We start from the raw sequence: 23,191 nt of genomic DNA, 5'->3' as shown, positions 1-23,191 counted from the left end.
GACACGACCACGCGCAAGGCTTTCGATCAGGGCTTGGGAATACGCAAGGTCTTGCTGATCATCAACGAACCCGACAGCGCGAACATCAGCACCAGCGGATGGAACTGCCAGGGCCCGAGCTTGAACATGCCGAGCCACAGATCGGCGCCGATGTCGCCCTGCACCGCGGCGATGGCGAGCACGATCACCAGCAGCAGGCTCGTCGGGATCGGCGTGCCCTCGAAGTATTTGACCTTGCCCTCGTCGCCGGCCAGGGCTTCAGCGGTGACGTTGTAGCGCGCCAGGCGGCTGACGCCGCAACCGACGAAATAGCTCAGCACCACCCAGTCCCAACCGCCCTGCAGGCCGCAGGCATAGGCCAGCGCCGCCGGCGCGACGCCGAAGGAGATCACGTCGGCCAGCGAATCCAGTTCGCGCCCGAGCGTGGACGAGGACTTGCGCCAGCGCGCGACGCGGCCGTCGAGCGCATCGAAAATGAAGGCCAGCGGGATCAGCGCCATGCCGATCATCAAATCGCGCACCCCGCCTTCCTGCAGGAAACGCATCGCGGCGAAGATCGCGCCGGTGCCGCAGAAGGCGTTGGCGAGGGTGAACCAGTCCGCGAGATGGAATTCGCGGAGCATCGAAAAATGACGCGCCATGCGGTGCTGCTCCGTGGCGAACGGCCGCGGGGGCCGTCCAGGAAGGGCGTTCAGCCTGCCAAAGCCGATGCGTCCGCCGCAAGAGGCGGAGGTCGCAAAGGCATCGATCCTCGCCGGTGCCGACCCTCGGCACGCCCCCTCGCAAGCGGCAGCGCCGAGCCAGCGAACCACGCAGCGAACCGCGTCGGGCCTGCTTCAGGCCCGCATGGCGGCGGTTGGTGCGCGGATGAACGCCGTGTGCGCGCCTGGCTTGCGCGCCGATGAACGGCGCGCCGGCGCCTCAGCGCGGGATCGCCAGGTCGGCGGCCTTCAAGGCCTGCCCTTGCGCGCGCGGCGTGGTCTGGATCAATGCATCGGCCGGCAAGGGCTGGTCCCGGTCGAGGTGCGCGTCGACGCGGTCGAGCGCCTCGTAGACATAGGGCAACAACGGCAGATAACGCGCGCTCAGCGCCGGCAGGCCGAGGAAGGCGTCGAAGTGCTGGACGTTGCGCACCTGCCAGTAACGCACCTGCGCGCCGGCCTCGCGCGCCATCGCCACGTAGGGCGCGCTGCTGAAGGCCGGCGGGATCAGGCCGTCGTCGAGGCCGTGCACGACCACGATGGGCAGGTCTTTGCGCGGCGCCGCGGCGCGGGTCGCCTCGATGCCCTTGCGCACGCGCTGTTGCGCGGCGGCGAGCGCCAGGCCGCGCTCGGGCTGCTGCTCACCGAGCGCTTCGCCGTTCCACAACTCGCGCAGGCCCGCCAGCGGCGCGAGACGTTGCTCGGGCTGCGCCGCGTTCGGACCGAACAGATACACGCCCGCGCCCGGCGGAATGCCGCTGGCATCGGACCACCAGGCCGCGCGCTCGGCTTCGCTGGCGGCGCGCTCGCTGATCGGCGCGCCCGGAGCGACCTGGCCGGCACTGTAGACATAGCGGACCCAGGGTTGATCGGGACTGCGCGTGCGCGGCTGTTGTGCGGCGCTGAAGCGGCCGTAGGCCGAGGCGTAGGTCGCCGCGACCGCGCGCCACAGATCGAAGTTGACCGACAAGGCGCCGGCACGCAGCGCGTCGTCGCTCCAGCCGTTGCCGCGCATGCGTTCGTAGGCGGCCTGCGCACGCACCTCCGTGCTCGCCTGCCTGGCCGCGTCGCCGAGCAGACCCAAAGCGGCAGCGTAAGTGCAGAACGATTCGGCGCTGTCGCCGCTGATCGGCGCCACCGGCATCGCGCCCAGCGGCTTGTGCAGCAAGGCGCAGGGCATCAGCAAAGCGGCTTCGGTGGTGTAGTCGTACAAGGGCCGCGCACCTTCGACGTAGACGTTCGGCTCGCCGGCCACCACCGCGTCGAGCCAGCCGTTGGCCGATCCATCCTCGTCGCCGAGCTCGGCCGCGCGCAACACCGCGCCGCCGCCGTTGGAAATGCCGACCGCGATCACCCGCGTATTGGCGAAAGTGAAAGGCGCCTGTTTCGGGAAGGCGCGGTCGAGCGAGCGCAAGCCGAACTGCGCGGCCTGGCGCACGTGCCGGCCCCAGTCGGCTTCGGGGTTGTCGCGCGAGTGCGCATGCTTGAAGGCGACGCCCTTCGAAGCTTCGCGTTCGCTCGCATCCGGAGTAAAGGCCAGCCCGCCTTCGGCGACCGGGCCGGTGGTGCCGTCGGCGCGCACACCGATGCCGGCGTCGAAATCGAAATAATCGGTGCCCGCGCCCTTGTCGGTATAGGCCACCGCGCAGCCTTTCGGCAGGCCCCAGGCGCCGGCGACCGCGATCGAGCCGTAGATGCCGCGCGAGCCCGACGAAGCGCTGACCACCAGGCAGCGTTTCTTGGCATCGAACTCGTCGGGCACTTGCACCAGCACGCGATGCGGCTGATGGGCGCCGGGCAAGCTCGCGAACGCGCTGAACTCGCGCCCCTGCACGCGCGCGAGGCTGCCGTAGAGCTCGCCGTAGCCGCCGCCCGGGGCGAGGTCGGCGATGCCGCGCCAGTTCGCCCACAACGCGCGCCGGCGCAACTCCGCAGCGGTGGGGTGCGCGGCGTCGGCGAACGCAGGCGGCACCATCGCGCGCAAGCCGTCGAGGCCGAGGCCGGCGCTGAGCAGGTCGTCGTGTTCGCCACGATGCTCGGTCTGGCGTTCGGCGCTGAACATCGGTGCGGCTTCCTGGCGGGCGTTCGGGGCGGCGGCCCGCGGCTTGGCGGCAACCGCCGGCGGCGAGGCTGCGCAAGCCAGCAGGACGAGGGCGGCGCTGGCCGCGACGGTGCGAAGGGATTGGGCGCTCATCGTCGCAGGCTAGCAAGTCGCGCGCACCGCCTCATCGTACTTTCGTACAGCCCGTGGTTCCCGCGCAGCGGCGGCCGCGGCCGATGCGCCCGGCCTGCTAGGCTTAGGGCGATGCCGACCCTGCTGATCGCCGACGACCACCCGCTGTTCCGCGCCGCGCTACGCCAGGCCGCCGCCGACGCCGTGCCCGACACCATGATTCGCGAGGCCGGCACGCTCGACGACACCCTCGCCGCGCTCGAAGCCGAGCCCGGCATCGACCTGGTCCTGCTCGATCTGCACATGCCCGGCAACCACGGTCTGGCCGGGCTCGCGGCGATCCGCGCGCAGTACCCGGGCACCGCGGTCGCGGTGGTGTCGGCCAACGACGATCCGCGCGTGGTGCGGCGTGCGCTCGACCACGGCGCCGCCGGTTATCTGCCCAAGAGTTCCGGCCTGGACGAATTGCGCGACGCGATCCGCGCGGTGCTCGCTTGCGAGCAGTGGCTGCCGGCCTCGTTGCGCGCTGCGGTCGCACGCACCCACAGCGAGCGCGGCGACGCCGACCTCGCCTCGCGCTTGGCCAGTCTATCGCCGCAGCAGTTCCGGGTGCTGACCCTGGTCGCGCAAGGCCTGCTCAACAAACAGATCGCCGATCGCCTCGACGTGCAGGAACGCACGGTCAAGGCGCATCTGTCGGCAATCTTCGACCGCCTCGGCGTGCGCAACCGCACCCAGGCCGGCGTGGTCTTGCGCGAACTCGAATTGTCCGACCCGGCGCGGCGAATCGAAGACTAAGCGCAAGCGTCGGCTCGGACGTTCCGCGTCCGCCGCTCGACCCCGGAGTCCTTGGTGGCGTCTAGCGTCGGACACTCGCGCCGTCAAGACTGCGCACGCCATCGCGGATCGTGATAGGCCTGCGACGACGCACGTGACACAGACGTCGGCACATTCAGGCTGTTTATCGTTTTCGCCCCCCGTGTTGTCCACACAGCCTGTGGACAAGCCTGCGGACAGTTCTCTTCGAACCACTCGCAACGCATTGCTACACAAGCATTGCAATAGGGTTGGCTAGAAAATGACCACTAAATTTCCTTGACTTTGCTCACGCTTGGTCACCACCCGAAGGTGGGCGCGGCAATGCCGCTCAGCGCTCGATTCCGCCCGCGGCGAGCAAACGGTCGAGCACCGATTTCAGGGCCAGCGGCTTGACCGGTTTGGCCAGCAGCGACCAGCCGGCGGCATGCACCGATTGCCGCACCGCAGCACCGGTGTCGGCGCTCAACAGCAGGCAGGGCCGCGCGCCGAACTCGTCGCTGAGCCGCTGCGCCAGGGCCACGCCGGTGTCGTCGTCGTCGAGGTGGTAGTCGAACAGCCACAGCGCTGCAGGCTGCTCGCGCATCGCCCGGCGTGCGTCCTCGCCGACGCTGGCGGTGACCACGGCGCAGCCCCAGCGCCGCAGCGTCTCGCTCAATGCGCCCAAGGCCTGCGGATCGTTGTCCACCGCGAGCACGCGCAACCCGGCGATACCGCGCGTTGCGCCGGCAGGTGCGACCGGCTGCGATGCGATCGGCTGCGGTGCGGGCAGGCTCGGCAGACGCACGCCGAAGGCGGTGCCGTGGCCGACTCGGCTGTGCAGGCTCAGTGGCGCGTCGAGCAATTGCGCGATGCGGTCGGCGATCGACAGACCCAGGCCGAGGCCCTGCCCCGGCGCATCCTCGCCTCGGCGGAATTCCTCGAAGATCATCGTGCGCTGTTCGGCGGCGATGCCCGGGCCGCTGTCGTGCACTTCGATCGACAGCCCGCCGCCGCGCCGGCGCACGCCGATCAGCACCCGCCCCTGCGCGGTGTAACGCACCGCATTGGCAAGGAAGTTCTGCAACACCCGACGCAACAACTGCGGGTCGCTGCGCGTCCATGCGCGCGAGGCGACATAACGGAAACGCAGGCCGCGCGCGGCCGCAATCGCGCCGAATTCGGAAGCCAGCGGCTCCAACACTTCGGCGAGCGGAAACTCACGCGGCTGCGGCACCAGGCCGCCGGCTTGCAAACGCGACATGTCGAGCAAACCGGTCAACAGATCGCCGGTGGAATCGAGCGCGCCGCCGATCTGCGCCACGGTCTCGCGTTGCGCCGGGTCGGCGACCTGCTGCGCCAGCGCATCGGTGAACAACTGCGCGGCGTGCAAGGGCTGCATGAGGTCGTGGCCGACCGCGGCGAGGAAGCGGCTCTTGGCTTCGTTGGCGCGCTCGGCCTCGCGGGTCGCGACTTCGAGGTCGGCGGTGCGCTCGGCGACGCGTTGCTCCAGGGTTTCGTTGGCCTGGATCAGACCGGCTTCGGCGCGCCGGAACGCGGTGACGTCGGTGAAGGTGGCGACGAAACCGCCGCCGGGCATGGGGTTGCCGCGGATCTCGATGATGCTGCCGTCGGCGAGCACGCGTTCGGACAGATGCGCGGTGCCGGCGCGCATGAAGGCCAGGCGCCGCTCCAGCGAATATTCGATCTCGGCCTGCATCGGCAAGCGCTGCATCGCCCAGCGCGCGAGATCGGCGATCGGCCGGCCGACCTGCAGCAACTCGGCCGGATAGCCGAACAGCTCGGCATAGCGGCGGTTCCAGGCGACCAGGCGCAGTTGCGCATCGACCACGCTGATGCCCTGGCTCATGTTCTGCAGCGCCGCTTCGAGCAGACGCTGGTTGAAACGCAGGTCGGCCGAGGCCTCGCCGACGATCGCCGCGACCGTGTCGAGATCACGCCCGGCCTCGCGCCGCGCCGCATCCAGCAACACCCGTGCCGAAGCCGAACCGAGCACCGCGGCGAGTTCGCGTTCGACCCCGGCCTCGACCGTGGCGTCGACCGCGCCGCCGGCCGGCACGCCGTCGAGCAATTGCGCGACTCTTTCGCGCGACAGGAAACGCAGGCCGGCGTCGCGCAAGGTCTGCGCATCGAGCCCGCGGCGGGCGTGGCGCGGCGATTCGCGCCGCCACAGCGCCGCCAGCACGGTGGTCAAGGTGCCGATGAACAGACTGACGCCGACCGCACGACCGAGCCGGCTCCAGCCGGTCAGGCCGAACAAACGCTCCGGCGCCAGCCAATGCCAGCCGAGCGGCCCCTCGTGCAACCACGACGGCGCGATGCCGCGCGCCTCGTACAACAGCGGCAACAGCAACACCCAGGCCCAGGCGAGAAAGCCGGCGACGATGCCGGCAAAGGCGGCGCGCGCCGGCGTCTGCGGCCGCCACACCGCGAACGCCAGCGCCGGCGCCAAGGTCGCCAGCGCCGAGAACGACACCGCGCCGACGTCGGCCAAGGCCTCGCTGCCGGCGATCAGGCGGCTATAGCCCCAGGCCAGCAGCATGATCGCGACGATGCCGGCGCGGCGCAGCGCGAGCACGCGCCCGCGCAAGTCGTCGTTGCGCGCCCAGGCGCCGCGCAACAGGCCCGGCGCGAACCAGTGGTTGCCGATCATCAGGCTCAGGGTCAGGGTGCTGACCACGACCATGCCGGTGGCGGCGCTGAGCCCGCCGAGGAAGGCGAACAGCGCCAGCGACTCGTGCCCTTGCGCCAGCGGCAAGGCCAGCACGTACAGGTCCGAGGGCACCTGGCTGCCGAGCAGCGATTGCCCGACCTTGGCCAGCGGCAGCACCGGCAACGCGATCAGCAGCAGATACAACGGGAACTGCCAGCGCGCGGTGCGCACGTCGGCTTCATCGCGGCACTCGACCACGGCGACGTGGAACTGGTGCGGCAGGATGAACATCGCCAGCCCGCCGAGCAGCACCAGCGGCACGAAACCGCCGGCCGGCTGCGCCGGTGCGTCGACGGCGACCGCCGCGGCTTGCGGCAGATCGCCGAGCCCGAACCAGACGAAGGCGCCGAGCGCGAGCATCGCGGCGAGCTTGAACACCGACTCGAACGCCATCGCCAGGACCAGGCCGCGGTTGTGTTCGGCCGCGCTGGCGCGGCGGGTGCCGAACAGCATCGCGAACAAGGCCATCGCCAAGGCCACGTACAGCGCGCTGTCGCGCCACGCCGGCAGCGCCACGCCGTCGATCGCGCGCGTGGTCAGCATCGCGAAGCTCATCGCCACGGCCTTGAGCTGCAAGGCGATGTAGGGGATCAGGCCGAGCGCGGCGATCAAGGTCACCAGCGCCGCGAGCCAGGCGTCCTTGCCCAGGCGCGTGGCGATCAGGTCGGCCAGCGAGGTCGCGTTGGTTTCGCGCGCCAGCTTGACCAGCTTGACCATGAAGCCGAGCGCGAGCGCGTAGAACAGGATCGAGCCGAGAAAGGTCGGCGGCAACGGCCAGCCGTAGCGCGCCGCCTGGGTGACCGTGCCGTAGAAGGTCCACGAGGTGCAGTGCACCGCGAGCGACAGCGCATAGATATGGCGCCAATGCCGCGCCAGCACGTTCGGCCGCCGCTCGGCGAACAGCGCGGTGCCGAACATCAGCGCCAGCCAAGCCAGGCTGGCCAGCGCGACGACGGTAAGGCTCAGCATGAGGCGGCGAGTGGACGCATCGGCGCAGGATAGCGCAGCGGTTCGCTGCGGCGGATGGGGATTGGCGTGGGTGTGCGCTGGCTTCGGCTGGGCGAAGACAAAAGCAGGAGCACAGGCACAGGCACAGGCACAGGCACAGGCACAGGCACAGGCTAAAAGCTAAAGCCCCCCTGCTCCCTCAACAAAGGGGGGAACAGCAGGGGCTTTGGGTGGGTACGAATCTCCCCGAAGCACTTCCCCGTTTGCACGAGGGAACGGCTGGAGTTTCGCGATCAATCGCACCGCCCCGAAGTACTTCCCCCTTTGGAAAAGGGGGCCGAGGGGGATTTGCTTTTGGCTTTGGCTTTGGCTTCTCCATTCAAGCTCAAGCCAGCCAAAACGAATCCCCGCCATCCGTGGCAGAGGATTCACGCCGTCACGGCGACGTCGTCGGTCGCCGCGGCAACGATCAGAACGCGTACTTCACCGACAGGGTGTACTGGCGCGGCGGGCCGTAGAAGCCGGTGTAGACGCCCAAGGCCGAATTGAGGCTGTAACCGGTGGTGCGGTACTCCTTATCGGCCAGGTTGGTGCCCTGCAGCGACACCGTCCACGGGCCCGGGCTCTTCCAGGTCACGCCGGCATTGACCAGGCCGTAACCGTCCTGGGTGATCGGCACCGCGCCGGTGCGGATGATCTCGGTGGTCGCCACCACGTCGCTCTGGTAGCTGTAGCCCACGCGCGCCGACAGATTGCTGCCGTTGCTCAGGTCGGTGCGGTACTCGACGTTGAGCGCGCCGGAGAAATCCGGGGCATTGGTGAACTCCTGCTCGTCGGCGATGTTGACGCCGGCGTAGATGAAGTCGTCGTACTTGGCGTCGAGCCAGGCCAGGTTGCCCGAAATCAGCCAATGCTCGTTCGGCAGCCACTGGTACTCGACTTCCAGGCCCTGCACGGTGCCGGAGCCGGCGTTGGTGAAATCGCCGAAGAAGGCGTCGTTCGTGCCGTCGCCGTTGCTGTCGTAGGCGGTGAACACCGACAGCTGGATGTCTTTGTAATCGTTGTGGAAGTAAGCCAGGTTCAAGAACAGGCGCTGATCGAAGAAGGCCATCTTGCTTCCGACCTCGAAGCTGTCGACGACCTCGTCGTCGAAGGGCTCGGCCGAACGCGGCACCGCCGCGGCCTGGGCGCGGATGTTGTAGCCGCCGGACTTGAAGCCGCGCGTGGCCAGGCCGTACAGCAGGATGTCGGGCGCGATCTGGTAGTCGAGCGAGATCTTCGGCGAGGTGTTCTTGAAGTTGATCTTGCGGTCGAAATTCGCCGCGACCAGGCCGTTGGGCACGCTGAAACTGGCGTCGCGGTAGCCGCGGTTGAGCACCTTGGCGCGCTTGTCCTCGTCGGTGTAGCGCACGCCGACGTCGAGCTTGAGCTTGTCGGTCAGATCGAAAGTCCAGTCGGCATAGGCGGCGATGCTCTCGGTGAAGACCGTGCCCTGGGTGTCGCCGAAGCTGAGGTTGAAGAAGTTGTTGAGCACCTGACCGCCGGCTTCGCCGTCGAAGGCGTACACGCCCATGACGCCGCGGGCGCGGCCGCCGCCGTCGTAATTGGCCTGCAGCTCGTGGGTGATCTGCTGGTCGCTGTAGAACGCCTTCACGTCGGCGATCTTGTTCTGCAGGGTGTCGAAGTCGATGTTGGTTTCGGTGTCCGACTCGCGCTTGGCCAGCACGTACTTGAAGCTCCAGTCCTCGCTGGCGCGCCAGTTGACCGTCGCCGACGCGCCCTTGATGGTGGTGTCGTTGATGTTCGGCATGCCGCTGCGGATGTCATAGCGCGAATTCAACGGCGCCTGGCCCGGGGCGAAGCGGTTGGCGGCGAGCATCTTGGCGCCGCGCACGCCGGACTGGTCGTCCATCCAGTCGAAGGCGAACTGGATGTCGAGCTCGTCGCTGACGTAGGCGCCGAGGCTGCCGCGCAGGGCCAGAATCTCTTTGTCGCTGACGTCCTGGCCGGTGACGACGTTCTCGCCGAAACCGTCGCGGTTGAGGCTGGCCACCGACAGGCGGCCGCGCAGGGTCGCATCGCCGCCCTGGGTGCTGCCGCCGATCGGGCCGGCGATCGCCGCCTTGACGTCGAGCTGGCCGTAGTTGCCGACGGTGACCGAGGCGAAGCCGTCGAGCGAGGTCGGCAGGCCGCGCGAGATGTACTTGATCGCGCCGCCGATGGTGTTCTTGCCGTACAGCGTGCCCTGCGGGCCGCGCAGCACTTCGATGCGCTCAACGTCGAACACGTCGAGCAAGGCGCCCTGCGGACGGGCGATGTAGACATCGTCCATGTAGATGCCGACGCCGGGGTCGACGCCCCACAGCGGATCGGACTGGCCGACGCCGCGGATGTAGGCGGTGATGGTGCTGCTGGAACCGCGCGCGGCGTAGATGGTCAGGTTGGGCACCTGCGCGTCGAGATCGCTGAGGTCCTCGACATTGAGCCGGTCCAGCGCCTCGGGCGTGAAGGCGGTGATCGCGACCGGCACCTCCTGCAAGGTCTCCTCGCGCTTGCGCGCGGTCACGGTGATCGAACCCAGCGTCTTGGCCTGCGCTTCGGCGGCCGGCGCGGCTTCCTGCGCCCAGGCGGCCGGCGCCAGCAACGCGCCGGCGATCGCCAGGCTCAACGTGCTGTGACCGATCTTGCTGCGTGTCTGCTTGCCTTGCTTCACGTGTGTCTCTCCCCTTGTAGCGGCCGTTCGTAGCGATCGCGGTGGGCCGGTGTCCGCACCGCCGCCATTCCGCCCCCACGCGAGAATGGCGGCGGCAGCTGGACGAAGGCCCCCGTCATGCCGCGCAGACTATGAGGACGCGGTCGCGTCCGGCAGCTGTACCTTCGGACAATGCCCCGCCCGCCCGCGCTTGCCGACACTGCGCGCACCGACGGGCCTGGACGTTCGTCACGGGGAAAGAAACCGATGGCGTTCGTGATCGTGCTGGCCGCGCTGTGCTTCCTGATGTATGTCGCCTACCGCGGCCACAGCGTGATCCTGTTCGCGCCGGTGGCGGCGCTCGGCGCGGTGCTGCTGACCGACCCGAGCCTGGTCGCGCCGATGTTCACCGGCCTGTTCATGGACAAGATGGTCGGCTTCCTCAAGCTGTATTTCCCGGTGTTCCTGCTCGGCGCGGTGTTCGGCAAGCTGATCGAGGTCTCGGGCTTCTCCAAGTCGATCGTCGCCGCGACCATCCGCCTGCTCGGGCGCGAGCGCGCCATGCTGTCGATCGTCGCGGTCTGCGCCCTGCTCACCTACGGCGGCGTGTCGCTGTTCGTGGTGGTGTTCGCGGTGTATCCCTTCGCCGCCGAGCTGTTCCGCCAGAGCGACATTCCCAAGCGACTGATCCCCGGCACCATCGCGCTCGGCGCGTTCACCTTCACCATGGACGCGCTGCCGGGCACGCCGCAGATCCAGAACATCATCCCGACCGCGTTCTTCGGCACCGACACCTGGGCCGCGCCCTGGCTCGGCCTGATCGGCGGCGTGTTCATCCTGATCGTCGGCCTGCTCTATCTGAACTGGCGCCGCCGGGTCGCGCTGCGCACCGGCGAAGGCTACGGCGAGAATCTGATCAACGAACCGGCGCCGTTCGCCGGCGGCCGCCTCGCCCATCCGGCGGTCGCGATCCTGCCGCTGCTGCTGGTCGGCATCGCCAACAAAGCTTTCAGCGTGTGGTTGCCGCAGGTCTACGGCGCGCAGCATCGTTTCGACCCGGCGGTGATCGGCGATGCCGCGCCGGTGGTCCAGGAGGTGTCGAAGATCGCCGCGATCTGGGCGGTCGAAGGCGCGCTGTTGATCGGCATCGCCGCGGTGGTCGTCTGCGCCTGGAAACCGGTGACGGCGAGCTTCGCCGAAGGCAGCAAAGCGGCGATCGGCGGCGCCCTGCTCGCGGCGATGAACACCGCCAGCGAATACGGTTTCGGCGCGGTGATCGCGGCGCTGCCGGGCTTCCTGGTAGTCGCCAATGCCCTGGCCGCGATCCCGAACCCGCTGGTCAACGAAGCGGTCACGGTGACGGCCCTGGCCGGCATCACCGGCTCGGCCTCCGGCGGCATGAGCATCGCGCTCGCGGCCATGGCCGACAGCTTCATCGCCAACGCCAACGCCGCCGGCATCCCGATGGAAGTGCTGCATCGCGTCGCCGCGATGGCCTCCGGCGGCATGGACACGCTGCCGCACAACGGCGCGGTGATCACCCTGCTGGCGGTGACCGGCCTGACCCATCGCCAAGCCTACAAGGACGTGTTCGCGATCACCCTGATCAAGACCATGGCGGTGTTCGTGGTGATCGGGGTGTTCTATGCGACCGGGGTGGTGTGAGGCGGCGCGTTCGCCTGCATCGAGGCTTCGCTACGCACCGCTGCCCTCACCCCTGCCCCTCTCCCGCTGGCGGGAGAGGGGTTCTGCATAGCCGGATGAAGCGAATCAGCTGCCGGCGCAGTTGTAGCAGACCAGGGCGAAGTCCTGGTCGGTGTCGTCGCCGGAGTTCGGCAGTGCGTTGGAGTTGATGTCGGTCGCGCGCACTTCGACGTTGACGCTGCCGCCGTGCTGCACGGGCTGCAGGAACACGCCTTCGCCGTTGTTCCTGGCATCGGCGCTGCCGCCGGTGACCGACCAACCGCTGCTGGAGAAAACATTGCCCAGATAGGTGCTCGCGCCGGCGGTGACGCGCAGGTCGAGGTTGTTGTTCCAGGCCGGCGTGGTGCCGCCGAGGCCGTGGCCGGGCGCATCGGTCCAGACCAGCATGATCCGGATCGGCTGGCTCGGGTCGGCCGCGGTGAAGCTGCGCGTCCAGTTCTCGCCGCTGGCATTGAACACGCGGCTCTGGTCGAGGTACTGCACGCTCTGCGCCGGCTGCAGCACCGGCTTGATCAGCATGCGTCCCCAGCCCTGCTTGCTGTCCGGCGCGGTACCCAGGGTGCCGCCGTCTGCATCGAGACGGCCGATCAGGTTCTGCGCGACCGCGGTGTAGGCGGCCTTGGTCAGCGCCGGGCTCGGGTCGACGCCGAAGCGCGTGCGGTAGTACTGCACGAACAAGGCGCTGGCGCCGGCGACCTGCGGCGAGGCCATGCTGGTGCCGCACATCAGGCCGTGGCCGGTCGCGCTGTTGGCCGAATCGATCGAACACCCCGGCGCGACCATGCTCGGAATGCGGCGACCGTCGAGGGCCGGGCCGTGCGCGGTGTTGCTGGACAAGTCGTTAATCGCGGTCAGTTGCACCGTGGCCGAGGTCTGGCCCTTGGTCGAGCCGATGGTGAAGGTGTTCTTGGCTTCGTCCGGGGTGCCCTGGCTCTGGGTGCCGCCATTGCCGTTCATGAACGACAGCACGTAGTTCAACGGCTGATCGCCGGGCGCATCGGGGTCGGCATCGCGCACGCCGACATCGACTTGGCGGGTAGCGTTGTCGTAACCGCGCGGCGTGCCGGCCGGGCCCCAGCTGTTGCCGGAGATCACCGCGCGGTTGCGCACCGACTGGGTCATCAACAACAACATGCCGCCGGCCTGGCTGTAGGTCGGCGAATAACGCTGCTCGACCAGCTTGGCGCCCGGCGCCACGCCCAGGCCGCGGCGGAAGCTGCCGTTCGCGGTGCTGACGTTGACGTTGGAGGCGCCGTCGCCGGCCATGATCGCCGCGGTGTGGGTGCCGTGCGCGCTGCTCGCCGCCGCGCCGCAGGTGCTGCCCACGCAGGTGGTCATGCGCGCAGCCAGATCGGGATGGGTGTGGTAGATGCCGCTGTCGACGTTGGCCATGGTCACGCCGGTGCCGTCGACGCCGATCGAGGTCAGATAGGCGCGATAGCCGGGCAAGGCGAGATTGCCCGCGTTGACGTTGCCGGCGTTGATCTGGCTGCTGATCTCGCCGCGCAGGCCGCCGTCGGTCGGCACGCTCTGCACGCTGTACACGCCCGGCGTCTGCGCCAGCGCCGAGAGGCGGTCGGCGGACAGACGCAAGGTCTGCGCCTGCAGATGGCGGTCGATCGCGCGCGCGTCGGCGCCGACCTTGCTCGCACCGAGCACGTTCAAGGCGGTGACGAAGCCGGAGTTGCCGCGACGGCTGATCACGTCGACCTCGACCGGCCCGGCCGCGGCCTTGCGCAGTGCGGCCTTGCGCAGTTCGGGCTGCACCCGATACGCAGGCAGGAAATCGCCGCTCCAGCGCACTTCAGGACGACCGGAGAGCCGCGCCAAAGCATCGCGACGGCCCCAGGCGACGTAGGTGTAGGGATGGACGTATTGCACCGGCTCCAGGCCGGCACGGCGCAGTTCGTCGAGCCAGGCCTGGCGCACCGGGCCGCTGAACTGAATCAGGCGCCAATCCTCGCCATCGGCGCGGGTGCGGCCCCAGGCACTGCCGGGTTGCACAGGCGTCGAGGCGAGCGGATCGAAGCGCAACCCGCCGAGGTCGAGTTCGAAACGCGGATCGGCGGCGGACGTAGCGGCCGGTGCCGAGGAGGCGGTGGCGGCGAAGCCGATCGCTACGGCGATGGCGAGATGCAACAGACGACGGTCGGTCATGCGAATTCTCCGATGGATCGATGGAACGCCGTCGTTGCCGACGGCGGCTCGGGTTAGAGAGTGCTGAAGCGCGACTGCGGGCGTCCCTGCTGCTGGCGTCGTGGGACGGCTACCGACACTGCGCCCGGGCCGGGGCGGCGTCCACGTGAATACGAACGGCGTTCCGGCAGCGACGTTGAGTGGCATCACAGAAAGCGATGCGCGCCGGCAGGCGCAGGCAACGCCCCGCCGCAGCCTGAGACGGCGGTCGCGGCTTGCGCGGTGGCGGGGTTGCGCGCCAGGCCGGCGCTCGGGCTCGCGGCGCGACTGTCTGGAAGGCCAAAAAAATCCAAACGGATCAAAAAATATTCGCCTGCCACGAGGTGTCGGCGAGCGCAGCGGCGAAATCACCGGCAACCCGATGCGTTTCGACGATTTCGACATTGCCAAAACCGCTCGCTGCCGCTGCGCGGGCGCTGTGCGCGACGCTCGCGGCGCCCTATAGTCGGGCGGTCGTCGCTGCCCTACTCGTCCATGCGCCTGTTCTTACTGCGTTGCCTGTTGTCGATCGTCTCGCTGCTGTCGCCCTTGCTCGCCTCGGCGGCCGATGCGCGACAAGCCTTGAATCCGCGCGCGATCGCCTTCTACTACAACTGGTACGGCAGCCCGAAGCTCGACGGCGCGCCGCTGCATTGGGCGCACGACGTGCTGCGCGAGAACGACCGCGACCGGACGACCAAGCGTCTGCCCGGCAACGGCGACATCTCGGCCAATTTCTATCCGCAGCTCGGCGAATACAGCAGCGCCGACCCGGCGGTGATCGAGCGCCACATGGCGATGATCGCCTCGGCGCGGATCGGCGTAATCGCGGTGACCTGGCTCGGCGTCGACGACCCGAGTTTCAAGAGCCTGCGCCCATTGTTCGAGGCGGCCCAACGCCATGGCGTGCGCATCTGCTTCCAGATCGAGCCGGTTGCGCGCAAGACCGCTGCCGACGCGCGCGCCTCGATCCGCTATCTGGTCGAAACCTTCGGCGCGCATCCGGCTTTCTATCGCGACCCGGTCAGTAAACGTCCGCTGTTCTTCGTCTACGACTCCTATGTCATCGACGCCAAGGACTGGGCGCAGGTGCTGGGCCGCGATGGCGCCGACAGCATCCGCGGCACCGCCTTCGACGCCGACGTGCTCGGGCTGTGGGTCGGCGCCGACGAGCACGCCTTCTTCGAGCACTCCGGCTTCGACGGCTTCTACACCTACTTCGCCAGCCGCGGCTTCAGCTACGGCGCCACGCCCGAACATTGGCCCGAGCTGCAACGCTGGGCCAAAGCGCACGGCAAGATCTTCATCCCCTCGGTCGGCCCGGGTTACATCGACACCCGCGTGCGCCCCTGGAATGCCAAGAACACCAAGGACCGCGACGGCGGCCGCTATTACGACGCGATGTTCGAGGCGGCGATCGACAGCGGCGCGCCCTTCATCGGCATCACCTCGTTCAACGAATGGCACGAAGGCACCCAGATCGAACCGGCGGTGACGTTCAAGCACGAAGCGTTCGAGTATCTGGAATACGCACCGCGGGCGCCGGACTACTACCTCGAACGCACCGCGCATTGGCTGCAGCGCTATAAGCCCGCCGCCGCCCAATAGCGCCGCTCCAAGGGAAGGAGCGGCGTCCCACGGGGATTTCCTGCGGTCACAAGCCGCGACCGCGCCGCCGCAGAGCCGGCGCAACGCGATGAAAGAGGTCGTGGCTGAAGCGTTCTCGACAAAACCAGGCTGGCGCAGCCGCCCGGGATAGGCGGTCGCGGCTCGCGCCGCTCCTACCCTTGGAGCAAGAGCCGCGGGGTTATCGCTCGCGCACCGGCCGCTTGGCCAGGCGCCGCTGCAGGGTCCGCCGGTCGACGCCGAGCACGCGCGCGGCGGCGGAGACATTGCCCCCGCACTCTGCCAATACGCGTTGCACGTGCTCCCAGCCCTGGCGCCTCAGCGATGGCGGGTCGAGCGGCGGATCCGGCGGCGGCGCTTCCGCCGCGGGCGACTCGAACGACTGCGCCAATGCCTCGATATCGAACGGCTTGGGCAGGTAGTTCCAGGCGCCGCGCCGCATCGCGTCGACCGCGGTGGCGATGCTGGCATAGCCGGTCGCGAGCACGATGCGCGCCTGCGGACAGCGTTCGCGCAAGTCGCGAATCAGCAGCAGGCCGTTGTCCGCACCCAGCTTGAGGTCGAGCAGGATGCCTTCGGGCGCGAACTCGTCCAGGGCCGCCAGCGCGCTCGCCGCATCGTGGCGTGCCTGCACTTCGACGCCACGGCGCTGCAGCAAGCGCGCCAGCACCTGGCAGAAGGTCAGGTCGTCGTCGATCAACAGCATGCGTGCGGGCAGACTCATGCCGGCGCCCCGGTCAGCGGCAGATCGACTTCGGTGACGCAGCCGCCGCCCTCGCGTTCGAACTGGCGCACGCGGCCGCGGCTGCGTTCAATGCTGGCCTTGGAAATCATCAGGCCGATGCCGAGCCCAGGCCCCTCGCTGTCGTGGCGCGGACGCGCGGCGATGCCGGCGGGGCCGGCGCCGCGGTCGAGGATGGTCACCACCAACCAGCCCTCGCGCACCTGCGTGGCGACCTCGACCGGCTCGTCGCGGCCGCGCGCGGCATTGGCGTCGGCGGCGTTGTTGATCAGGTTGATCAGCGCCTGCGGCAAGGCCGCGTCGATGCGCACCTCGCGATCGGCCGCGCCGCCGCGGAACACCGCGGTCGCATTCGGGCGCAGCAAACGCCAGCGGTCGACGCAGGCATGGACGAAGCGGTCGGCATCTTCGACGGTGGCCTCGCCGGCGGCACCGCGACGCGCCATCTCGGCCAGCGCGCGCACATGATCGCGGCAATGCGCGAGTTGGCCGCGCAGCAGCTCGACGTCCTCGCGCGCCGGCGGCGCGTCGCTGGCGATCCAGTCGTCGACCAACAGGCTCATCGTCGCCAGCGGCGTATTGAGTTCGTGCGCGGTGCCGGCGGCGAGCGAGCCGAGCGCCGACAAGGATTCGTCCCGGATCGCGCGTTCGCGCGCTTCCGACAATCGGCGGCGCTGGTCGCGCACGATGGCCATGAAGCGGCTCAGCACCACGCCCATGATCACCGCCGAGAGCAGGAAATTAACCCACATGCCGGTCACGTGCAGCTCGAAATCGCCGCCGTGCACGTGCGGCAGCGGCACGTGGTGTTGCAGCAACCAGGTGTAGAGCGCCGCGGTCAACACGGTCAGGCCGAGCATCGGCGCGATTTCCAGGCCGATCGCCGCCACCGCCACCGGCACCAGGTACAGCGACACGAAGGGGTTGGCCGGGCCGCCGGAGAAATACAGCAAGGCGGTCAAGGTCAGCAGATCGACCAGCAACTGCAGGATCAAGGCGCGCGCGCCGGCGTTGCGATGGCGCAGCCACCAGACATGACTGATCACGTTGAAGGCCAGCAGCCCGGCCGAAATCGCCAACAGGGGCCGGGCCGGAATCGGCAGATTCAGACGCTCGACGACATAGGCGACCGTGAGCATCTGCCCGGCCACCGCCATGTATCGCAGGTAGATCAGCAGGTGCAGCAAAGGCGGTGTCCACGGGGCGGGAGCCAGGATTATCGCATCGGCGCGAATGCGCCCGCGGGCCGACCCGGCCTGCGTCATCTGGTCGCAGCCGCGGCGGGGACTCGTGACGGCCCTGTCAGTTCCGACAGCCCGCAGCTCCAGCCGAAATCCGCACGTTATTCTCGGCCTGGCCAGAATCGTCTGGCCACCTCAGGAACGGACCTCATGAAATCAAAGGGATTGGCTCTCATGAACACCCTGTTCGGCAGCGCTCTCATCGCCGCCGCGGTCGCCGCCTCCGCATTCGCGCCGGCGGCCGCGCAGCAGACCGCACCCCAAGCCATCACCGGGCCGGTGTTGTATTGCTTCGTCAGCCCCAACGACCAGCCGCCGGTGGGCAACTTCGGCCGCTGCACCTCGTTCTATCCGGCCAGCAGCTACACCGCCGCGTTCGAGATCCGCAATCTGCCGGCCGGCAGCTACAGCTATGTCTGGACCACCGAGCTGGGCCTGGTGCTGCCCTGCACCACTTCGAGCTGCAGCCAGCAATACCGCGGCGGCATGGCCATCTCCGACATCATCAACGTGACCTACACCAACCTGGCCACCGGCGAAGCCAAGACGCTGAGCCGCTCGCTGGCGATCAACGGGCCGTTCTGAGCGCAGGCTCGGCCACGTCCGTCAGATAAAAGAAAGCGGGCCGAGGCCCGCTTTCTCTTTGTCGATACAGGACTCGCGCCTGCGCCGCATCCTCAGCGGAAGCGGTAATCGAGCTCCAGCCAGAACTGACGGCCGTAGGGGTCGTAGTTGCCGACCGGATAGAACGGCCAGCCGCCGCCGCTGCGATCCGCCGGCGGCTTGGAGTCGCGCAGGTTGTTGACGATGAAGGCGACCGAACCGCGCTCGTTGAAGCGATACGAAACGCTGCCGTTGTAGCGCGTGTACGGCGCGATGCGGCCGCTGCCGTCGCTGTTGGGCAGGCTGCCGTAACGCAGGGCGACCAGGTTCGAGGTCCAGGGGCCGATGTTCCAGGTCACGCCGGCATTGACCTTGCTGCGCCAGTCGGTCGCCTCGAGCGAGTCGCGGCGGTCGGTCTTCTCGTCGTCGGAGAACTGCTGGTAGTCGTGCTTGAGCACCAGGGTGTAGCCCAGGCGGCTGCTGAAGTCGCCGTAGCGGCCGGCGCTCCAACGGAAGTTGCTCTTCAGGTCGATGCCGTCGGTGCGTTCCGACGCGGCGTTGATCGCATTGATCAGCACGCGGCGGACCTGGTTCGGCTGCACCGCGGCATCGGCCGGGTTGCGCAGCACACGGCTCAGCGCGTTCTGGCACAGCGGCGAGTTGATGTCGCGGCTCTCGCCGCCGACGGTCGCGCCGAGGCGGCAGTCGGCCTCCTCGCGCAGGATGCGGCTGCTGCTGAGGTTGGTAACTTCGTCTTCGAGGCGGATGCTGTAGTAGTCCAGCGACACGTCGAAGCGTTCCGACGGCGACCAGACCAGGCCGAAACCGTAGGATTTGCCGCTTTCCGGCTTCAGGTCGCGGTTGCCGGCGCTGGTGTAATCGATCGCCAGCCCCGAGTAATCGCAATCGTCGTAAGGCTGGCCGGCGGTGCGGCAGCGCCAGTAGTCGGTCATGCCCGGGTTATAGCCGCGCGTTTCCGCGGCGAAGATGTAGTTCATGTCCGGCGCGCGGAAACTGGTCGAAGCGCTACCGCGCAACAGCAGGCTGTCGAAGGGGCGGTACTCCAGGCCAACGTTCCAGGTGCCCTTGCCGGATTTGCGCCCGGCGAAGCGGAACTCGTCGTAGCGCGCCGCCGCCGAGGCGGTCAGGCTGCTGAAGATCGGCACGTTGATCTCGGCGCCGATCGCGTAGCGGTCGCGCTCGCCTTCGGCGCGCGTGCCCGAGCTGGTGTTCCAGAACGTGCCGTTGCCCAGGCGCGCATCGGGACGGTTGCTGTAGCCCTGGTTGCCGGCTTCGAGCACGCCGGCGAAACCGACCGTGCCGGCCGGCAGCTCGAACAGGTCGCCGTTGACGGTGAAGCTGAGGTTCTGGATCCAGGCCGCGTTCTCGCTCTCGTAGAAGCCGGTCAGGCGTTGGTAATCGGCCGGCGTCAGCGGTTGGTACAGACGCGAGGGATCGGGGTTGTACACGCCGATGCCGTTGCGCGTGCCCAGGCGCGGGCCGAGGTAGAACTCGTTGATGCCGCTGAGGAACTGGCGGCGCTTGGTGCGGTTCTCGTAGCGGCCGCGATTGTAGGCGACTTCATAGTCCCAGCCCGATTCGCCGAAGCTGCCGCGCAGGCCGGTGGTGAACGCCCAGGAGCGTTCGAGGAAGCGATTATTGTTGGCGTGCGCCGAACCGATTTCTTCCGGGGCGATGCGGCGGTACCAGATTTCGTTGAGGCCGCTGGCCTGGTTGTAGAAATAGTTGTTGTCCGAGGTCCAGCTCGGCGCGCGGGTGTTGTTCTCGATGCTGGAGATGCCCAGCTGCAGGTCGGCGAACACCTCGGTGCGATCGCTCAAGCGCCACTTCAGCGAGCCGTAGGCATCGGCGTTCTTCTTCTGGGTCTGCACGGTCCAGAACGCCGGCGAGGCCTCGTTGCTGCCGCAGTACCAGCCTTGGCGCGGATTGCGCGTGCGCTGCACCGAGTCGTGATACAGCCCCGACACCGCATCGCAGGCCGCACCGGGGTCGATGAAGCCGTTGCTTTGGGCGTTGCGCCGGTAGGCCACCTGGGTCGGCAACAAGGCCGTGCCCGAGGGTTGGTCGAGCAAAGAGTCCATGAAGTCGCGCTGGTCGCCCCAGATCGCCTGGCGATGCAGCAGTTCGATGCCGAACACCGCGTCGAACTTGTCGCCCGACCAGCCGCTGACCACCTGCAGGCGCTGGTTCTGGCCGCCGCCCTGCTCGGTGCCGCCGACGCGCACGTTGACTTCGGTGCCTTCGAATTTGTCCTTGAGGATGATGTTGACCACGCCGGCGACCGCGTCCGAGCCGTAGATCGCCGAGGCGCCGCCGGCCAGCACTTCGATGCGCTTGATCAGCGCGGTCGGGATGTTGGCGAGGTTGACGACGTTGACCGAGCCCTCATAGGCCAACGGGTAGTCGACCAGGCGCCGGCCGTTGACCAGCACCAGGGTGTGGTTGGGGCCGAAGCCGCGCAGGTTGATGGTGTTGGCCGCCGGCGTGAAGGTATTGCCGAAATCCTCGCCTTGCACCGAGCCGGTGTTCTGGGTCAGCGCGCTGATCGCATCGAAGGCGCTGCGATAACCCTGCGCGTCGATTTCCTCCTTGCTGATGATCGTCACCGGCGACGGCCCTTCCAGGGTCGCACGCGGAATACGCGAACCGGTCACCACGACCTGTTCGAGGTTGGTCGCGGCCTGGTCGGCGGGCGGTGCCTCCGCGGCTTGGGCGGCGGAGGCGGCCATCATCGGCAACGCCAGGGCGAGAACGACGGAAAGCGGACGGCGTTGCAGCCGCAGGACAGCGTGCATGGGGAATCCTTGGCAGAGGGGTGGGCCAGGCCGCCGGGTGTTGCGATCCCCGGACACTGGCGACTGGCGTTCGATTCATCTTTGTTGCTATGCAGCACACACAGAAATGAAGGCGCTGCATCTGCATATGGCGACCGGGAATTTGCTTTGCGCCGCACAGCCTGCCGAGCGCGTCGAAACGGCGATGTGCGCCCGCGCACGAAGCCGATGCGAGCCGCTCGTGAACGTGGCGTCGGCAAATCGACAGAATCGGCAAATCCGCACGCAACGCGATGCGACTCGTACTCGTTATCTGAGTGACCTCGCGCACGTTCGTGGCGATAACTGCGCCATCGGGGTGAATTCGCCTTCACCGGTGCGCATTCGAACAGTGACGCAGCGCATCCCACGGCGGAATGATCTGTGACGCAACCGGGACTTTGCGGCTTGCCCGCCGGCATAAGCTCGCGCTCCCCGCAACGACCGATGACAGGAGCGCGCCGATGACCCGCTCGATATCCGCCTCCGAACAGGCCGCGATCCGCACTCGACTGCAGGATCGGTACGGCACGCTCGGACGCAGCACGCCGTCGAAAGCCGCGCGCGCCAAACTCGACGCCACGCGGAGCGCCGCGCCCGACGTGCAGGCCGCGCCGATGCTGGTCTCGCCGCTCGACCTGCCGCGTCCGCCGTTCGTGGTGCGCGCGCTCGCCAGCCTCAGCTACGGCGCCACCGCGCAATCGATCAGCGAGTTCAATGCGCTCGGCACTACCGACACGCAGCGGCTGGCGAACTACGTCGACTGGCAACTGGACTGGGCCAACATCGACGACAGCGCGGTCGAGACCCGCTTGCTCAACGCCGGCTACACCACCCTGGGCAAATCGCTGACCCAGTTGTGGGCCGACCACGTCAAGCCGAACCCGGCCTACGAAGTGCGCATGCGCCCGGCCTGGGAAGCACAGCGCGCCGCTCTCGTGCGCGCGGTGCATTCCAAGCGCCAGTTGCGCGAGGTCATGGTCAATTTCTGGCACGACCATTTCAACGTCACCGCCAGCGACTACGACGCCGGCCCGGTCTACGTGCACTACCAGCGCGACGTGCTGCGCCCGCATGCGTTCGGCAATTTCCGCGCGATGCTCGAGGAAGTCGCCAAGAGCACCTCGATGCTTTATTACCTCGACAACGCCTCCAACACCCGCGCCGGCCCGAACGAAAACTTCGCCCGCGAATTGCTGGAACTGCATACGCTGGGCGCCGAGCATTACCTGGGTTTCATGGACCCGTTCCAGGTTCCGCCCGATGCCGAAGACCCGACCTACCCGGCCGGCTACACCGACATCGACGTCTACGAAACCGCGTCCGCCTTCACCGGCTGGTCGATCAAGAACGGCCATTGGCAGTACCCGACCGAGAACGACGGCAGCTTCGTCTATCGCCAGGCCTGGCACGACGCCGGCCCGAAGTTCCTGCTCGGCCGCATGCTCTATCCCGAGCAGCCGGCGCTGAAGGACGGGCGCGACGTGCTCGACCGCCTCGCCAGCCACCCCGGCGTGGCCCGCTTCATCTGCAAGAAACTCATCCGCCGTTTCGTCAGCGACACGCCCAGCCCCACCCTGGTGACCAGCGCCGCGGCGATCTTCCGCCAGAACTGGCGCAGCCCCGACCAGATCGCGCTGACGGTGCGCCACATCGTCTTGTCGAGCGCGTTCGCGCAAGCCTGGGGCATGAAGTCGCGGCGCCCGTTCGAAGCGGTGGCCGCGGCGATGCGCACGCTCGGCAGCGACTGGACGATTGCGGTCGGCACGCCGAAAAGCGACGAGTTCGCCTGGCGCATGGGCTTCACCGGCCACGCGCCCTACGAATGGCCGGCGCCGAACGGCTATCCCGACACCCAGGCCGCGTGGTCGGGTTCGGGCAGTTATGCGATGACCTGGAAGATCCTCAACTGGATCACCGAGACCCAGGACGGCGGCGTACCGATGGCGCCGATCCTCGCCACCACGCGCAGCAAGGTGCCGTCGTGGACGCCGACCAAGCTGGTCGATTTCTGGTGCAAGCGCATCCTCGGCTATCTGCCGACCGCGGCGCGGCGCCAGACCTTGATCGCCTTCATGGCCCAGAACGGCGACCCGCTGAACTACGTGGTCACCGACACCAACACCTGGGCCGCGAGCGACCTCAAGCGCCACTACAACCAGGACCGATTGCGCAGCATGGTGTCGCTGATCCTGATGTCGCCCGAATTCCTCAGCCGCTAGC

General features: G+C 68.3%; 14 protein-coding genes. 6 read left to right on the top strand and 8 right to left on the bottom strand.

Translation table 11 applies throughout. The features are described from left to right. Positions 1–26: 26 nt before the first annotated feature. Positions 27–641 (bottom strand): CDP-diacylglycerol--serine O-phosphatidyltransferase, encoded by a 615-nt coding sequence (pssA, locus tag GLA29479_RS01115; protein WP_031370836.1) that lies wholly within the window; start codon positions 639–641, stop codon positions 27–29. Between the two features lie 280 nt (positions 642–921). Further along, positions 922–2,895 carry a D-(-)-3-hydroxybutyrate oligomer hydrolase gene (locus tag GLA29479_RS01110; RefSeq protein ID WP_248842780.1) on the bottom strand — a complete coding sequence of 658 codons (1,974 nt, stop codon included), beginning with the start codon at positions 2,893–2,895 and terminating at the stop codon, positions 922–924. Between the two features lie 111 nt (positions 2,896–3,006). Here GLA29479_RS01110 and GLA29479_RS01105 point away from each other — a divergent pair, with 111 nt between their 5' ends. Then, entirely contained in the window at positions 3,007–3,672 is a 666-nt protein-coding gene (locus GLA29479_RS01105) for a response regulator transcription factor (protein WP_031370838.1), read from the top strand. Positions 3,673–4,021: 349 nt separating this feature from the next. Here the strand turns inward: GLA29479_RS01105 and GLA29479_RS01100 are convergent, their stop codons facing one another. Beyond that, on the bottom strand, positions 4,022–7,372 hold the full coding sequence (locus tag GLA29479_RS01100; protein WP_057970521.1) for a hybrid sensor histidine kinase/response regulator: 3,351 nt from the start codon (positions 7,370–7,372) through the stop codon (positions 4,022–4,024). 448 nt (positions 7,373–7,820) lie between these two features. Continuing rightward, positions 7,821–10,007, bottom strand: coding sequence for a TonB-dependent receptor (locus tag GLA29479_RS01095; protein ID WP_057920081.1), 2,187 nt, complete (start codon positions 10,005–10,007; stop codon positions 7,821–7,823). A gap of 303 nt (positions 10,008–10,310) precedes the next feature. Here GLA29479_RS01095 and GLA29479_RS01090 point away from each other — a divergent pair, with 303 nt between their 5' ends. Next, a complete protein-coding gene (locus GLA29479_RS01090) occupies positions 10,311–11,708 on the top strand; it encodes a GntP family permease (protein ID WP_057970520.1) in 1,398 nt (465 codons plus the stop codon). A gap of 105 nt (positions 11,709–11,813) precedes the next feature. Here GLA29479_RS01090 and GLA29479_RS01085 read toward each other — a convergent pair whose 3' ends face one another. Next, positions 11,814–13,904, bottom strand: a complete 2,091-nt coding sequence (locus tag GLA29479_RS01085; protein WP_057970519.1) for a S8 family serine peptidase — start codon at positions 13,902–13,904, stop codon at positions 11,814–11,816. A 513-nt stretch (positions 13,905–14,417) separates the two neighbouring features. On the opposite strand from GLA29479_RS01085, the gene GLA29479_RS01080 reads away from it, so the two are divergent. Beyond that, entirely contained in the window at positions 14,418–15,530 is a 1,113-nt protein-coding gene (locus tag GLA29479_RS01080) for a glycoside hydrolase family 99 protein (protein WP_057970518.1), read from the top strand. 199 nt (positions 15,531–15,729) lie between these two features. On the opposite strand, the gene GLA29479_RS01075 is transcribed toward GLA29479_RS01080, so the two are convergent. Beyond that, positions 15,730–16,272, bottom strand: a complete 543-nt coding sequence (locus GLA29479_RS01075) for a response regulator transcription factor (RefSeq protein ID WP_057918220.1) — start codon at positions 16,270–16,272, stop codon at positions 15,730–15,732. Beyond that, positions 16,269–17,477 (bottom strand): ATP-binding protein, encoded by a 1,209-nt coding sequence (locus GLA29479_RS01070; RefSeq protein ID WP_057970517.1) that lies wholly within the window; start codon positions 17,475–17,477, stop codon positions 16,269–16,271. Before GLA29479_RS01070 ends, GLA29479_RS01075 begins: the two co-directional genes overlap by 4 nt. A 228-nt stretch (positions 17,478–17,705) precedes the next feature. Here GLA29479_RS01070 and GLA29479_RS01065 point away from each other — a divergent pair, with 228 nt between their 5' ends. After that, positions 17,706–18,116 (top strand): hypothetical protein, encoded by a 411-nt coding sequence (locus GLA29479_RS01065; protein ID WP_057970516.1) that lies wholly within the window; start codon positions 17,706–17,708, stop codon positions 18,114–18,116. 92 nt (positions 18,117–18,208) lie between these two features. Here the strand turns inward: GLA29479_RS01065 and GLA29479_RS01060 are convergent, their stop codons facing one another. Then, positions 18,209–20,950 carry a TonB-dependent receptor plug domain-containing protein gene (locus GLA29479_RS01060; protein ID WP_057970515.1) on the bottom strand — a complete coding sequence of 914 codons (2,742 nt, stop codon included), beginning with the start codon at positions 20,948–20,950 and terminating at the stop codon, positions 18,209–18,211. Between the two features lie 106 nt (positions 20,951–21,056). Here GLA29479_RS01060 and GLA29479_RS24165 point away from each other — a divergent pair, with 106 nt between their 5' ends. Both GLA29479_RS24165 and GLA29479_RS01055 read left to right on the top strand, forming a co-directional pair. Beyond that, complete coding sequence (locus GLA29479_RS24165; protein ID WP_144436278.1) at positions 21,057–21,356, top strand: hypothetical protein; 300 nt, start codon at positions 21,057–21,059, stop codon at positions 21,354–21,356. 76 nt (positions 21,357–21,432) lie between these two features. Next, positions 21,433–23,190, top strand: coding sequence for a DUF1800 domain-containing protein (locus GLA29479_RS01055; RefSeq protein ID WP_057970514.1), 1,758 nt, complete (start codon positions 21,433–21,435; stop codon positions 23,188–23,190). Position 23,191: the final 1 nt, after the last annotated feature.

Source organism: Lysobacter antibioticus, assembly GCF_001442535.1.
GTDB lineage: Bacteria > Pseudomonadota > Gammaproteobacteria > Xanthomonadales > Xanthomonadaceae > Lysobacter > Lysobacter antibioticus.
The sequence above is the reverse complement of the archived record's forward strand: the minus strand, read 5'-3'. Positions and strand labels throughout refer to the sequence as shown.

Excerpts from the sequence above, each read along its gene's own strand:
- GLA29479_RS01105 (WP_031370838.1), top strand. The coding sequence starts at position 3,007 with ATGCCGACCCTGCTGATCGCCGACGACCACCCGCTGTTCCGCGCCGCG.
- GLA29479_RS01075 (WP_057918220.1), bottom strand. The coding sequence starts at position 16,272 with ATGAGTCTGCCCGCACGCATGCTGTTGATCGACGACGACCTGACCTTC.
- GLA29479_RS01110 (WP_248842780.1), bottom strand. The coding sequence starts at position 2,895 with ATGAGCGCCCAATCCCTTCGCACCGTCGCGGCCAGCGCCGCCCTCGTC.
- GLA29479_RS01060 (WP_057970515.1), bottom strand. The coding sequence starts at position 20,950 with ATGCACGCTGTCCTGCGGCTGCAACGCCGTCCGCTTTCCGTCGTTCTC.
- GLA29479_RS01085 (WP_057970519.1), bottom strand. The coding sequence starts at position 13,904 with ATGACCGACCGTCGTCTGTTGCATCTCGCCATCGCCGTAGCGATCGGC.
- GLA29479_RS01055 (WP_057970514.1), top strand. The coding sequence starts at position 21,433 with ATGACCCGCTCGATATCCGCCTCCGAACAGGCCGCGATCCGCACTCGA.
- pssA (WP_031370836.1), bottom strand. The coding sequence starts at position 641 with ATGGCGCGTCATTTTTCGATGCTCCGCGAATTCCATCTCGCGGACTGG.
- GLA29479_RS01090 (WP_057970520.1), top strand. The coding sequence starts at position 10,311 with ATGGCGTTCGTGATCGTGCTGGCCGCGCTGTGCTTCCTGATGTATGTC.
- GLA29479_RS01065 (WP_057970516.1), top strand. The coding sequence starts at position 17,706 with ATGAACACCCTGTTCGGCAGCGCTCTCATCGCCGCCGCGGTCGCCGCC.
- GLA29479_RS01100 (WP_057970521.1), bottom strand. The coding sequence starts at position 7,372 with ATGCTGAGCCTTACCGTCGTCGCGCTGGCCAGCCTGGCTTGGCTGGCG.
- GLA29479_RS01080 (WP_057970518.1), top strand. The coding sequence starts at position 14,418 with ATGCGCCTGTTCTTACTGCGTTGCCTGTTGTCGATCGTCTCGCTGCTG.
- GLA29479_RS24165 (WP_144436278.1), top strand. The coding sequence starts at position 21,057 with ATGAAGGCGCTGCATCTGCATATGGCGACCGGGAATTTGCTTTGCGCC.